Here is a 15,223-nt window from a genome sequence, read left to right as displayed (position 1 = left end):
ACGGTAGTAAAACATGAAAGCGTTAAAGATCAATTCCCTGGAAGAAATCCATGCTGTTGCAAGAGAATTCCTTCAATTAGTTGGCAATAAAAAAGTATTTGCCTTGTATGGTGATATGGGAGTTGGAAAAACAACTTTTATAAAAGCAATCTGCGAAGAACTTGGAGTACAGGATAGTGTGAACAGTCCTTCTTTTGCTATTGTAAACGAATATCATAGTGCTACCGACCACATTATTTACCATTTTGACTTTTACAGGATCGAAGAGGAGGAAGAAGCATACGACTTTGGTTATGAGGATTATTTTTACAGCGATGCCATGTGTTTTATCGAATGGCCCGAAAAAATAGAAAGCCTATTACCCAAAGAAACTGTTGTTATTCACTTTAGCGAAACTGCCAATGGTACCAGAATCCTTAACATACAATAAGCCCACTATTTTTATATCGGAATAAAAGCAAAAAATTGCTTAAATTGTAATGCTACACTCCAACTACATTCCCTAATTCCAGATAGTACATATTTACATGGATAAGGAAAAAATAGTTTTAAAAATTTGTTGTAAACAGATGAATTACCTTGGAGCACACAATAGTCTAACATTACAATTTTTCATATGGCGTCATTAAGTGAAGAATCAAAGAAATTTCCATTAGGACATGAATTTTATCACCCTAAAGAGGAAATGTTGGAAATAGAAAGCAAACGCAAGCAGCTAAGCATAGGTATTCCAAAGGAAGAATACAGAGGCGAAAATCGAATCTGCCTTACTCCTCAATCTGTAGAGATATTGGTAAACAACGGACATGAAGTTCTCTTGGAACGAGGTGCTGGATTGGCTTCCAACTACTCCGATAAAGAATACAGTGAAAATGGCGCTATGATTATGAATGAGAAAAAGGAGATTTACCAATGCGATATGATATTGCAAGTCTCCCCTTTATCGAATAGCGAAATAGACATGCTCAAGGGAAATCAAATCCTGTTTTCGGCATTACAGATCAAGAGTCAGTGTGGTGGGAATATCCGGAAGCTGATGCAAAAAAAGGTAACTGCAATTGCCTTAGAACTGATTAAGGATGAGGATAATTTCTTTCCGGTAGTGCGTTCAATGAGCGAAATAGCAGGTATATCCTCCATCATGATCGCCGGAGAATACCTGAGTAAAGCCCACGGAGGAAAAGGCGTAATGCTTGGTGGTGTTACCGGAATCACACCTACTGAAATTATCATTTTAGGCGCAGGAACAGCTGCAGAATATGCCACCCGATCGGCTTTAGGATTGGGTGCAATGGTTAAAGTATTCGACGACTCCATCTACCGATTGCGACGTTTGGAGAATCATTTAGGTCATCGGGTATTTACTTCTATCTTCCACCCCCAGGTCTTGGAGAAAGCGCTTGCTTCAGCAGATGTGGTGATCGGTGCGGTACGTGGAGAACGAGAAAATGCCGGATTCATGGTAAGCGAGGAAATGGTACAAATCATGAAGCCGGGATCCTTAATCATCGATCTAAGCATAGACGAAGGTGGCTGCTTTGAAACTTCTATGATGACCACTCATCAGGATCCTATTTATAAAAAGCACGGCGTTATTCATTATTGTGTTCCCAATGTTCCATCACATGTATCCAGAACTGCATCCTTAGCCTTGAGCAATATTTGTGCTCCATTATTACTTAATGTTGGTCAAAACGGTGGGGTGCTACAATTTATTAAGCGCGATAAAGGCATGAGACATGGCACTTATTTGTATCGTGGAATACTTACCAATCAGCGTTTAGGAAATACCTTTGGAATACTTGCTAAAGATATCGATCTCTTGCTTGCTGCGATGTAAGGCGGATAGAATCCTTGCCTAATACTTTTTCCACGGCATAAGCAAATCCATCGTTTATTACATTTTTGGTGAGTGGATATTTCAATTTTAATTCCTGTGGGGCATTTTCTACCACAAAAGCATATTTGCCCCATTCTAATAAATCAATATCGTTATAATCATTACCAACAACTATTGATTCCTCTCTCGACACCTCCAAATGATTGCACAACCACTGGCATCCAAACCCTTTAGAAATATGTATCGGAAAAATCTCCATCCAAATGGATTCGTGATCGAGTGGAGAGGTGGCTCTTATAATTTTTATATCCTGGAATTTAGTTTTTAATTCTTCAAAGCCATCCACCTTATTCGGCAGGATAACCAGGATCTGGCAAGCATCTCTCCTGCTATCTTCCATTTTTCCAATAGGAGTAGCAAATTGCTTGTAGAGACTTAATCTTCTATCAAAATCCGGATTTTTTTTACCACTTTGATAATACCAAAACTGATGATTCAGAGGTATTGGATCTAAAATCATAAAATCGACCTCCTGCTTCATCAAAATTTCAGCTAATTCATACACTTCTCCTGCTTCCAGCTGCTGCGAATATATCAACTCTTTGTTTTCCCATTTCATGATTCCGGCTCCCGAAGAAAAAATCAGATAGTCAATAGGAAAGTCTTCGGGCAAAACGGCCAAGGCAGAATATAAAGTACGACCAGTAGCAATTACACGGATGATTTGCTCCTGCCCTAAACCTTCGAGGCATTCGTAGTTTTTTTTACTCACTTCTCCACGCGATGGAAGTAAGGTTCCATCTAAATCAGTAACAACAATTTTTATTTTATCAGCCATACACCATGATTACAACAAGTGCTAAAATTACATTTTTATGCCGACAATTGTTCGGAGATGGATGTTGAATTGTAATGTAAATATTCAATCTGTTAGCAGATACAATACTTAAAATCGACCCATCGTATTATCATCTTTAAAGCTCTTTTCCAACTCGTTTCCTTGTAGCCGGATCCACAATCATTCGGGCCGATTTATACGATAGATAAAACTCCTTATCCTCTTTCAATAATTCCATTAAAGGATCGACTTGGTTTTTTAAAATCTGATACGCTTCCGCGATCTCCACTTTCAACATCAAAATGGTCGTATGTCTTTCCGAAATCAGCTGGCGAGGTTCTGTCATCAACTTTTCGAACTGATGTATTTTAAGCTTCAACTCATGTTTCATCTCTTGCGTTAAACCAAACTCTTGTAATTCTTTAAAGATGGGCTTTATCAATTCCAATAGATTCTTCGCATAATCCAGCAAACGTAGCTGAGGCAATTTCTCGCTTAGCTCACTTTTTGAAGTAATTAAATAAGTCCGGATATTCTGCTTTTTGCTGATAAACGCATAAGCTTTTAAAACACTACCCACCTGGTGAGCTGCATCTACCAGTTCTTGCTGCGCCAAATTTTTATTTCCGGATGGTTTGCGAGGAATACTCTGTCGTTTCTCAATTAAGGACTCTATTTTCAGAACTCTTTGTTCTAAATCGAGCACTGTTTTCACCAGCATAGAAATACTTTTATACTTCTCCTGATTATTCTTTAAAGTCAACATAACCTGTCGTAGGGCATTGTAACGGGCATTGGTTCTTTTATCCATTAAAATCAATTTTTAGGGAAATATTACCCTGTTATTATTTCCCTCTAAATTAATAAATACCGACAACTTAACAACACAATTAATCGGGATATTGTCAACTACTAACAACACAATGTTTATATCCATTATTATATTGTCGTACTCTATCGGGATTATCATTTATCCTGTCTGGATAAAGTTTTTATCTGATTATTGGATCAATTATTTAAATATGTGAGTGAATTAATACAATAACATTCCGTAGTAGTTCAATGATCTATCGGCACTATTCATTTCATCATAGTATTTAAGAGCCGGGATAAAATTTTTATCTGCCGAAACTCTCAAGAAAGCTTCCATTCCAATCGTACAGTCGTTTTATATAAGCTCCCGGCGATATAGGAGAAACCAACTTCAACTTATTGGATACTTCACTCCTTATCTTTTCGAAATAACTGCACCAAATGTAGCCTGCCTAAAAATAAGCTCTCACCTCCATACTCCCCACATGAATGGTTTTACCACCCTCGCTTTGTCTGCCATTATAGGTAATATTCAATTGAAAGATTTTAGACAATTGCTGATTGTATCCCAGGTTCCAACTGGCATTTTTCCCGGGCAGGAACCCTTCCAGCATCTCGTAAGCCACAGAAGTATTGGAATCGGCATTGAAATCGATATTCAAAAAATTAATACTGGCCATCAACTTGCCCGATTTGTCGAAAGCATAATTACAATCGGCGCCAATATTGTGCGTAGTAGATTGCTCTGTACCCAAATGGTTCTCCTTTTGCTGATAGGTATAATTCAATCCAAACTGAAAAGCAAGCGTTGCCTGAAATTTAAGTTTCAGTTCATTCTTCAGCTCCTTTAATTGGTAATCCTTATCGGTAAAAAATTCATTTGCCAGACGCTTCTCACTCCAATCTATCCTGTTGGTAAGCAAATTTGAATTTCCAATTTTCCAGTTCAGGCGAAAACCATCCTGATTAAACTTGCGTCTTTCAAATCCTTGTGTGAGCAACTGTTTACTGTCACTGCTTAAATGAATCACATCCCAACTGGTTGGCGATTTAGCCTTTTTATACGACAAGGTATTCTGAAAACTGGAATGAACCGTTAGCAGCTGATCATTTGTTGCGCGGGAACGAAAAGGGTTGGCATAAAGGTTAAAATCATTATTCAAACTTTTTCGCGATATCCGATAAGCAAAACGATTGCTAAAACGCGACAGAAAGCCCACTACTTTCCTTTTCGATTTTAAGTGCTTTAAGCGCAGATAAAAGATCTGTCGGAATTCGCTGGTATATACTTTTTGGTAATTATTGGTGCTGGTAGCCACCCTAATGTACCTGGCCTCATCCTTAAAGCTGGCGATTTCAAATTCGTTTAGCTCCTTTATATCGTTGCCATTGTAATCCGACCAACGATAAACGCCCTGTCCGGCATTCACCTCCACATAAGCAAATTCCATCTCGCTTTCCAATCCCGATCCCAGTTCGTAATAAGTAGAAGATTGCAGCAATCCTTTGGCGATTCGAGCCTGATGCTCCAGTTTGCCGAGAAATGTATTTTCGGGTTTTTCATCCGTATAGCTATCGTCCAATATGGACAGCTTGCGGTAAACCGTTTCTACTTTAAGTTGATTGTTTCGATTCTTTTTCAGCCAAAATTCCGCACCAAAATCCTGCGACTCACTTTGTGCCTTTAAATCTTTCTTCTCCGGCAAAAAATCTTTTCGCTTACGATAATAGACCTGAAAGGTATTGATAGCAGAATCTCTGCTGGCAATAAAAAACTTGTAGGAATAAAAGGAAAAGCTATTCGGCTGTAACAGTCCGGATTCCTTTTGCTCCCATCTATTGTTTTCATTTTCGGTTTCCACTCCAATTTTTACAAAAGATAAGGCATAAGAAGTATTCAGGCTGTGGCGATAAAATTTACTCTTCAACTGCTCCTGATCCGTTGTTAAAGCATTTCCCGAGAACTTCATCGTCCATCTTTTTTTATCGTAATTTAGATATACACCATGTTTTAATCCTTGATAAGCAGAGGCTTTCTGCAGGAAGGCTATTTCGTAACTTACAGCTCCCCAATTTTCATTCGAAAACGCATTCTGCAGGGAATAGTAATCCTCATCCAAATCCATCAGCGATGCAGAAATATTCCAATCTCTTTCAAATTCCACAGTTCTGAAATTCTCTATCGCCTCAAACTCTTTCTGGATATGATGATAACGAAAAGTGCTCTTCATCTGCTTTACGGTATCTGCAAAAGCACTCTTCTTTTGAATAGAAAAATCTACCGCCAGTCCCTGATTATCGCTATCATCCAAAGCAGAAAAGGTATTTACATCCCTATTACTCCATGCCAACTCCATTCGGGTACTCAGATTTCTATTCAAATGATAATCGGCACCCAAAGTCATCATCTGCTGTTTTTGCGGGGCTATTAACTGTACTATTGGCTCAAAATCTCCTTGCAAAATACCGTTTACCGGATTCACCCATTCATAAACCCTTCCGTTGGTGGCAGAATTTACTTGCCTGTAATTTCCTTTACTACTTCCCACGAAAGAAAAATTCACCCGATAAATGGCACTATCTGCATTGGTAGAATATTCATATACTTCGTATTGCTGCTCATCTATCTGTTTCGTTATTTTTCGATATAACACAAAATCATTAGAATATTCAACCTGCTGCACATTAGGAACACGAGCCAAATTCAACTGATCGCCAACGCTTGCAAGCAGCTGTTTGTTTTCATCACTCAAAGCCTGATCAATACTTTGATTCTTACTATCCTGTTCCTGATAAAAATTGAACCAGATTTTACCGGCTTTCGTCTTGTATTCGTTGCTGTTGAAAAGAAGGTAACGAGCATAGTTTTCTTCCGAATACTCAAACTCCACCACAATTCTGGTATTTCGGGTAATTGGCTGATTGGTAGTAAAGGTCAACTCCGCCGTATTGTAATTAATCACATAATCGTTCTTCTCCCCTCTTACCAAACGTTTTCCATCTACAAACACCTTCTCCGATCCGGACAAAACAATTATATAGGTCTCCCCATTCGCGCCAGTCAATCGATAGGGACCTTGCACTCCTTCCGAACCAGGCATCTCCAGTCTGTTAAATTTTCCTTTTGCGATAGAGGCACTAATAGTAGATTTTAATTCATTGCCGCTTTTTTTGCCTTTGACGATCAAACCCGAAAATCTACCTCCCTGCACTTTTTTATAAAAACGCATGTACTTTCCCGTAGGCGATTCGAGCTCATAATCCCCCAGAGTAAGTTCTTTGGTTTCATCGTAAAGCTTGATATAGATTCTATCGAAATCCTGAATAGTTTGGGTATTTCCATCAGGTTGAATGGGAATATTATTATCCGACATAGCGGCCAAAATGTTCACATCATCCGAAAGCTTTCCCGATAATTGCAAATTCAGATTGGAATTCACCACCACATCCTGATTATTCCCAAAAGAAATAGCACGAGAGTAATTGCCTTGCTTTTCCAATTGTCCATTCCCCAGTATGCCAATTCTATCGGAGGAATGATCAAGCGAGTAAATTCGAGGACTTGCACTACTTCCGGCGAGATTCAATTGCGATAAATCCCGCTGATATATAGGCTTCAAAACATTAAAAGGGTAAATCCGGTAGACAATTCGAGCCGAATCTCCCAATCGTTTTAATTCCTCCGATGGAATCAATATGCCCTTACCGGGATCTATCCGGTACCAACTCTTATCCACCTCTCGCTGTTGATGAAATACTTTTACGCTTGCAGGCAATATCAATAAAGAATCCAATGCAATACTATCCTTACGAACAGATATATACTTACTCCTCAAATTGTTCTGCATTTGAGCAAAGCAATTTGCTGTAAATAAAAACAGCAATATGAGTAGGATTCGGCTTTTCAACAGTCTTAATCTTCTTAGGTTCAGGTCTGGGTCAGGGAAAATAAGTTCGTTCTACTATTAACGAAATCTAAGGTTTAAAATTATTAGTTTTGCAAGGAATAAAGATAATGAACCTGAGACGTTAAACATTAATTTTCTTCCATTATGGTTTTCCTATACAAGATTTCTATCCATTTGTATGTTTTCCTTATAAACATAGCATCACTTTTTAATCCAAAAGCCAAACAATGGGTAGTTGGGAGAAAAAACATTTGGAAGGAAATAGAAAAATCCTTGCAAGGAGAGAATAAATTGGTTTGGTTTCATGCTGCTTCCCTAGGGGAATTTGAGCAAGGACGCCCGGTTATCGAAAATTTTAAGGTGGCTTATCCCGATTATAAAATATTACTCACCTTCTTTTCTCCTTCGGGATATGAAGTTCGCAAAAACTATGAGGGTGCTGATTTTATCTTCTATCTACCAGCAGATTTCCGCAAAAATGCCAAACAATTTATGGATTTGACTCAGCCCAAAATGGCTTTCTTCATCAAATACGAATTCTGGCATTATTATCTAAAAGAATTAAAAGACAGAAATATTCCCACCTATATTTTCTCTGCTATTTTCCGTCCCAACCAACTATTTTTTAAATCATACGGCACTTTTCACCGAAGAATGCTTGGTGCATTTACCCATCTTTTTGTACAAAATCAGGAATCTAAGAATTTACTTCAGGGTATTGGACTTGATAATGTCAGCATCACTGGGGATACCCGCTTCGATCGTGTGTACAGCATTGCTACCAGTTCTAAAACACTTCCCGAGATGGAAAACTTCAGCAATGCCAGACCCGTTATAATTGCAGGAAGCACCTGGCCAAAAGATGAGGACAATATTATTCGTTACCTAAATACAAGCAAGTCTGATTATAAATACATCATCGCCCCACACGAGGTAGACGAAGGTCATGTGAAAAATATTGTATCGAAGATCAACAAGAAATGGGTGCGCTATACTCAAGCCAGCAAAGCGGAAATAGAAGCTGCCGAAGTGGTAGTGATCGATTGTATTGGGGTGTTGTCCTCTCTTTATCGATATGGCGATATTGCCTATATTGGCGGAGGCTTTGGCAGAGGAATACACAATACCTTGGAGGCTGCAACCTTCGGTTTACCCATTCTTTTCGGGCCTAATTATCAAAAATTCCAGGAAGCAAAAGATCTGATAGCAATCGGAGCTGCTTATTCTTATGAAAACTACAGAGATTTAGAAAAACATTTCGACAAGTACCATAAAAACACAGAATTCAGACAAACTTCCGGTCAGAAATCCAAAAACTATGTGGATGAAATGAGAGGTGCCAGCAACAAAATTCTCTCCTTAATCCAGTCCTGATTTATCACTTCAAATTTTATTTTTTCAAGATCCTCAATGTTTACTGGAGGTGCCACGATTTTCATGTTTAATTTTTACCAAACATCTGTTTTTGGTGGTGAAATAATTTGTTTTATTCGAATGGTTTTCTTATCTGAATAAGACTAAAAGTTTTTCTTTTAGAAAACTTTTTCAATTTTACAGAAACTTAAACTACTACTAATCTGCCTATTAACATATTTTTGTGGATAACTTTTCTGTAAATTTAATTTTACTTGTTGTACAGAAAGCGGACATTACCTAACTTGCAAAGTACAATTTCTCTCAAAATAAAATCAGCTAAACCTTTGCTACTGAGAGAAAGTAAACCCATGTAAAAAACCACTTTATTTGAATCTGAATGGAAGTAATGGAGAAGAAGCGACAAGCTAAGGAAATGAAAGAAACTTTCGACCCCAAAGAAGCATTTGAGGCATCATTTAAGTATTTTAAAGGAGATGAACTAGCCGCACGAGTTTGGTTGAACAAATACGCGCTGAAAGATTCCTTCGGAAATATTTATGAAAAAACTCCTGATGATATGCATCGACGAATTGCAAAAGAGATTGCAAGAGTCGAAAAGCAATATCCAAACCCTATGACAGAAAAAGAAATATTTTCTGTTTTAAAGGATTTTAAATACATCGTCCCCCAAGGAAGTCCTATGTCTGGTATTGGCAATAAATTTCAGATTGCCTCCCTATCTAATTGTTTTGTAATTGGCAACGATGGTGATTCCGATTCCTATGGCGGTATTATGAAAATCGATCAGGAACAGGTTCAATTAATGAAACGAAGAGGTGGTGTGGGTCACGATTTATCTCATATTCGCCCTAAGGGTTCGCCTGTAAAGAATTCTGCCCTGACTTCAACAGGTATTGTGCCATTTATGGAAAGATATTCTAATTCCACTCGTGAAGTGGCTCAGGATGGACGTCGTGGTGCCTTAATGTTGAGTGTTTCCATAAAGCATCCCGATTCCGAAGAATTCATTGATGCTAAAATGGAGCAGGGAAAAGTAACCGGAGCTAATGTCTCTGTGAAAATTCATGACGAATTCATGCAAGCTGTAGTCGATGGTAATAAATTTACACAGCAATATCCTATTTATTCTAAACAACCTACCTACACCAAAGATATTGATGCAAATAAGCTTTGGAGCAAGATTGTTCATAACGCATGGAAATCGGCTGAACCTGGAATTTTATTCTGGGATACCATCACAAGAGAATCTGTACCAGACTGCTATGCTGATTTAGGATACAAAACCGTCTCTACCAATCCATGTGGAGAAATCCCATTATGTCCATATGATAGCTGCCGTTTGCTCGCGATAAATCTGTATAGTTATGTGGAAAATCCATTCACCAATAAAGCTAAATTCAATTTTGATTTATTCAAAAAGCATGTTGCTTTGGCTCAACGCATGATGGACGATATTATTGATTTAGAATTAGAAAAGATTGATGCAATTATTGAAAAGATAATTTCAGATCCTGAAGATGCCGAAATCAAAAGAGTAGAACAAAAACTTTGGGAAAACATTCAAACAAAAGCAAAAGAAGGTAGAAGAACTGGGGTAGGAATAACTGCTGAAGGAGATATGTTGGCAGCACTTGGCATGCGTTATGGAACCGATGAAGCCATAGACTTTTCTATTGATGTTCACAAAACTATAGCCATCGAGGCATATCGATCTTCTGTATATCTGGCAAAAGATCGTGGTGCATTTACTATTTTCGATGCGAACCGTGAGATTAAAAATCCATTTATTCTTCGATTAAAAGAAGCCGATGAGAACTTATACTCGGAAATGGTAAAATATGGTAGAAGAAATATTGCTTGCTTAACCATTGCTCCTACCGGAACAACTAGTTTGATGACACAAACAACATCCGGAATTGAACCTGTATTTCTTCCTGTTTACAAAAGACGAAGAAAAGTGAATCCTAACGATAAGAATGTTAGAGTTGATTTTGTAGATGAAGTTGGAGACAGTTGGGAAGAATTTGTAGTGTTTCACCATAAATTCGTGACCTGGATGGAAGCGAATGGAATCAATGCAGCCCAACATTTCTCCGATGAAGAAATTGAAGCTTTGGTCGAAAAATCACCTTATTATAAAGCCACCTCTAATGACGTGGACTGGCTTCAAAAAGTTCGCATGCAAGGTAAAGTTCAGAAATGGGTAGATCATTCCATTAGCGTAACTGTAAATCTACCAAATGATGTTTCTGAATCATTAGTTGGTGAATTATATATTGAAGCATGGAAAAGTGGCTGTAAAGGTTGCACCGTTTACCGTGATGGATCACGTTCTGGAGTATTGATTGCCAATGATAGCAAAGAGGAGATGAAAGATATTCCTGAAAAACGTCCGGTTGAATTAGAGGCAGACGTGGTTCGATTTCAAAATAACAAGGAAAAGTGGATCGCATTTATTGGTTTATATAAAGGACAACCTTACGAAATCTTCACTGGTATTCAGGATGACGAAGAAGGTATACTGCTTCCAAAATCCGTAAATAAGGGAGTAATAATCAAACGTAAGGATGAAGAAGGAAATACACGTTACGATTTTCAATTTTGTAACAAACGTGGTTTCAAAACAACCTTTGAAGGATTATCCTATAAATTTGATAAAGAATTCTGGAACTACGCTAAATTAATATCAGGAGTATTACGACATGGTATGCCGATAGAACAGGTTGTTAATTTGGTTGCAGGTCTTCAATTGGATAGCGAAAATATAAACACATGGAAAAATGGTGTGGAACGAGCTCTTAAAAAATATATTCCTAATGGGACTAAAGCGAAGGGCATGGTTTGTACCAGTTGTGGTTCTGAGCATATTATTTATCAGGAAGGATGTTTAATTTGCCAATCGTGTGGTACTTCAAAATGCGGATAATCCATTAACATAGGGCAAACAAAAAGGGAACTTTTTACAAAGTTCCCTTTTTTAGTCTTATTGATAAGAAGTTATTTAACTCCTAGATAGTATTATTTATTACTTTTTTAATATCCAGCAAAATGATTTTGGATTTTTTGCAATTACTTTTTTCTTGAACAAATCCACTTCAAATCTATTCTCAAATTGATTAATTGCTACAGAATATAGATTTTTGTTTCGAATAATACTTGCAGGGTATGCTCTTGAAATCAATTCTTTGCGCAAAATTTCTGCATTATTTAATGAAGTAAAACTACCTGCTATCAAATAATATTTTCCTTTCACAGGAAGTTTAGCCTTTACAATACTTTCACTTAATTTAGGCTCAAATCGCACGTATTCTTCAGGTGGCGAAATCTGAGTGGAAGGAGCTGTTTTCTCTAAAAGTACCTTGTTGTCATTTTGAAACCAACTCATCGATGCAGAACTTAAATTTGGTAAGTTCACCGAGCTCATTGGAATTAAAGCTATAGCTAGTGCAAAAGGTAATATTACAGCTGCGTACCGCAATCTTTTTTCAGAAAATAAAAGTTTAATTTTCTTTTTATCCGTCAACAAAATTTCTGGTACAGAAGAACTCAATTGAGGAATCTTAATTTGCTCCAATCCAAAAGCCTCTGCTAAATAATTTAAGTTCTTTGAAGGTTCAAATTGCAAATTATATCTTCTGTCGTTATAGAAAACTCCTACCTTATCTATGGAAACTTTTTCACCTCTCTGGATTCTTACGCTTATATCCTCAATAAAAAACCGCACAGATTTTTCCGCCTCCACATAGCTTAAGTTTTCAGAATCGGCTACACGATGAATCAACAAACCATCATTTTGAGTCAAATTACGGTTAAACCCTATCGCTTTTTTGGGCGGTAAAAATAGAGATTGATTTTCGTCAATTTCGGCAGGTTGGTAATTAGCCACAAATCCACCAAAACCAGGTAAAATTACACAATCGTGAATAAAGAGTAAATCCGATATATATTTTGATACTTCCAACATAGTATACAAATATAATTAAAAATAAATGTCACTCAAATGGACAATTCACATACAAACAGCAACTCTTTAATTATCAAAGTATTCTGAAAAGAAATATTATTTTTGATATTTAGTAACACTTATCCCATAAAAAGATTCTAATTTTACTTATCAATTTGCAATCAATTATTAAATTATGAAGAAACAAATACTTGTAACTGGAGGGACAGGTTATATCGGCTCACATACTACTGTAGAACTTCAAAAAAATGGATATGAAGTTGTTATTGCGGACAATTTATCTAATTCAAAAATTGAAGTACTAGATGGTATTGAAGAAATAAGTGGAATTCGCCCAATTTTTGAAAAAGTTGACTTAAGTGAAAAAATTGAGACTGATAAATTGTTTGAAAAATATTCAAATCTGAAAGCCATTATTCATTTCGCGGCAAGTAAAGCTGTAGGAGAATCTGTTGAAAATCCATTACTTTATTATAGAAACAATTTGAATTCTCTAATGAATGTTTTGGAAAACATGAAGAATAATAAAGTTTACAATCTTGTCTTTTCTTCCTCCTGTACCGTATATGGTCAGCCGGATCAACTGCCGGTAACTGAATCTACACCAAGAAAAGAAGCAGAATCTCCTTACGGAAATACCAAATCAATTAGTGAAGACATTATTCGTGACACGATTAAAGCCCATCCAGAATTAAAAGGTATTGCCTTGCGCTATTTTAATCCAATTGGAGCTCATCCAAGTGCTATAATAGGTGAATTACCATTAGGTGTACCAAATAATCTAATTCCATTTTTAACCCAAACAGTAGCTGGTATTCGTCCGGAATTAAACGTTTTTGGATCTGATTATAATACCCCGGATGGTTCTTGTATCAGAGATTATATTAACGTAATAGATTTAGCAAAAGCACATGTTGTTGCTATTGAAAGACTCCTGAAAGATGAACAAGATTTTCATTACGAATATTTTAATGTTGGAACCGGAAAAGGAGTTTCTGTATTAGAAATCATCGAAACATTTGAGAGAGCAACTGGAGAAAAAGTACCTCATAAAATTGTGGATAGACGTCCTGGTGATATTGAAAAAATCTATGCAGACACTTCATTTGCCAATAAAACGCTTGGCTGGAAATCTCAATGTACTTTAGAAGAAACTTTGCTTTCAGCATGGAAATGGCAAATAGCAATCGCTCAATTAAAATCTAACTAACAGTCTAAATATTCTACCCCAAAATTAGGCACAGGAAAATTTATAAAAATGAAAAAGAAAATTCTTATTACCGGAGGAGCCGGATTTATAGGCTCTCATGTTGTTAGACTTTTTGTAAATAAATACCCGAATTACCAAATTGTGAATTTAGATGCTCTAACCTATGCTGGTAATTTAGAAAATCTAAACGACATTGATTCCAATGCCAATTATAGTTTCATAAAAGGAGATATTACAGATCTTACCTTTGTTACAGATTTATTTCAAAAACATCAATTTGATGGTGTTTTGCATTTAGCTGCGGAATCTCATGTCGATCGCTCTATTTCTGATCCATTAGCTTTTATTACTACCAATATTGTAGGTACGGTAAATTTACTAAATGCAGCCAAGGAGACTTGGAAAAATAATATGGAAGGTAAAATGTTTTATCATATTTCCACCGATGAAGTATATGGCTCGTTGGGGAAAGAAGGTAAGTTTACGGAAACCACCCCATATGACCCAAGAAGTCCCTATTCTGCTTCTAAAGCAAGTTCAGATCATTTGGTTCGTGCATATCATCACACTTACAACCTTCCTGTAGTGCTTTCCAATTGCTCTAATAATTATGGTGCAAATCAATTTCCCGAGAAATTAATTCCTTTGGTGATTAACAACATCAAAAACTCAAAACCACTTCCAATTTATGGAAAAGGAGAAAACGTGAGGGACTGGCTTTTTGTTGAAGATCATGCTTTAGCTATAGACCTTATTTATCATCAAGGTAAAATAGGAGAAACCTATAATATTGGAGGAAACAATGAATGGTCTAATCTGGCATTAGTTAAAAAATTATGCGATATAATGGATTTAAAACTAGGACAGGAATTAGGCACCGCACAAAAACTCATCACTTTTGTTAAAGATAGGGCTGGTCATGATCTTAGGTATGCCATTGATGCTACCAAAATAGAAAAAGAATTAGGATGGAATCCAAGCATCAAGTTCGAAGAAGGATTTGAAAAAACAATTGACTGGTATTTATCCCATTCAGAATGGTTAGATCATATCTTATCAGGAGATTACGAGAAGTATTACAACCAGCAATATGAAAAAAGATAAAAAAAGAGGCTGTCGATTTAAGAGGGCACTGAAAATCCCCTTTAAATTTCCATCGGGGTGAAAATATATAAGGTTGTAGAATGAGTATTTCACATACTTTTGACTACAACCTTATTTTTTTGAAGTAAATTCCTGGTGCCTCAAATCGACGCTATTTGAGTTTTTATAT

General features: G+C 36.8%; 10 protein-coding genes. 6 read left to right on the top strand and 4 right to left on the bottom strand.

Going from position 1 to position 15,223, the window contains the following annotated elements; all coding sequences use genetic code 11:
• Positions 1-13 precede the first annotated feature (13 nt).
• Together tsaE and DLK05_RS09935 are read left to right on the top strand one after the other, a co-directional pair.
• Positions 14-430 (top strand): tRNA (adenosine(37)-N6)-threonylcarbamoyltransferase complex ATPase subunit type 1 TsaE, encoded by a 417-nt coding sequence (gene tsaE / locus DLK05_RS09940; protein WP_127343857.1) that lies wholly within the window; start codon positions 14-16, stop codon positions 428-430.
• Between the two features lie 186 nt (positions 431-616).
• Positions 617-1,840, top strand: a complete 1,224-nt coding sequence (locus DLK05_RS09935; protein WP_127343856.1) for an alanine dehydrogenase — start codon at positions 617-619, stop codon at positions 1,838-1,840.
• Here DLK05_RS09935 and DLK05_RS09930 read toward each other — a convergent pair.
• The 3 genes from DLK05_RS09930 to DLK05_RS09920 form a co-directional block, all read right to left on the bottom strand.
• A complete protein-coding gene (locus DLK05_RS09930) occupies positions 1,806-2,678 on the bottom strand; it encodes an HAD family hydrolase (RefSeq protein WP_127343855.1) in 873 nt (290 codons plus the stop codon). The genes DLK05_RS09935 and DLK05_RS09930 overlap by 35 nt on opposite strands.
• Positions 2,679-2,814: 136 nt before the next feature.
• Positions 2,815-3,489: a hypothetical protein gene (locus tag DLK05_RS09925; protein ID WP_127343854.1), complete on the bottom strand. Its 675-nt coding sequence runs from the start codon at positions 3,487-3,489 to the stop codon at positions 2,815-2,817.
• 454 nt (positions 3,490-3,943) lie between these two features.
• Complete coding sequence (locus tag DLK05_RS09920; RefSeq protein WP_127343853.1) at positions 3,944-7,339, bottom strand: DUF8818 domain-containing protein; 3,396 nt, start codon at positions 7,337-7,339, stop codon at positions 3,944-3,946.
• Between the two features lie 204 nt (positions 7,340-7,543).
• Here DLK05_RS09920 and DLK05_RS09915 point away from each other — a divergent pair, with 204 nt between their 5' ends.
• Complete coding sequence (locus tag DLK05_RS09915) at positions 7,544-8,773, top strand: 3-deoxy-D-manno-octulosonic acid transferase (RefSeq protein WP_127343852.1); 1,230 nt, start codon at positions 7,544-7,546, stop codon at positions 8,771-8,773.
• A gap of 379 nt (positions 8,774-9,152) precedes the next feature.
• Complete coding sequence (locus tag DLK05_RS09910; protein WP_127343851.1) at positions 9,153-11,702, top strand: adenosylcobalamin-dependent ribonucleoside-diphosphate reductase; 2,550 nt, start codon at positions 9,153-9,155, stop codon at positions 11,700-11,702.
• A gap of 99 nt (positions 11,703-11,801) precedes the next feature.
• Here the strand turns inward: DLK05_RS09910 and DLK05_RS09905 are convergent, their stop codons facing one another.
• Positions 11,802-12,740 carry an HU domain-containing protein gene (locus DLK05_RS09905; RefSeq protein WP_127343850.1) on the bottom strand — a complete coding sequence of 313 codons (939 nt, stop codon included), beginning with the start codon at positions 12,738-12,740 and terminating at the stop codon, positions 11,802-11,804.
• A gap of 175 nt (positions 12,741-12,915) precedes the next feature.
• On the opposite strand from DLK05_RS09905, the gene galE reads away from it, so the two are divergent.
• On the top strand, positions 12,916-13,950 hold the full coding sequence (galE, locus tag DLK05_RS09900) for a UDP-glucose 4-epimerase GalE (RefSeq protein WP_127343849.1): 1,035 nt from the start codon (positions 12,916-12,918) through the stop codon (positions 13,948-13,950).
• Between the two features lie 48 nt (positions 13,951-13,998).
• Positions 13,999-15,054 carry a dTDP-glucose 4,6-dehydratase gene (gene rfbB, locus DLK05_RS09895; RefSeq protein ID WP_127343848.1) on the top strand — a complete coding sequence of 352 codons (1,056 nt, stop codon included), beginning with the start codon at positions 13,999-14,001 and terminating at the stop codon, positions 15,052-15,054.
• Positions 15,055-15,223: the final 169 nt, after the last annotated feature.

This window comes from Ancylomarina longa (genome assembly GCF_003996985.1).
Classification (GTDB): domain Bacteria; phylum Bacteroidota; class Bacteroidia; order Bacteroidales; family Marinifilaceae; genus Ancylomarina_A; species Ancylomarina_A longa.
Note: the sequence above shows the minus strand (reverse complement) of the source record. Positions and strands in the feature narration are given on the sequence as shown.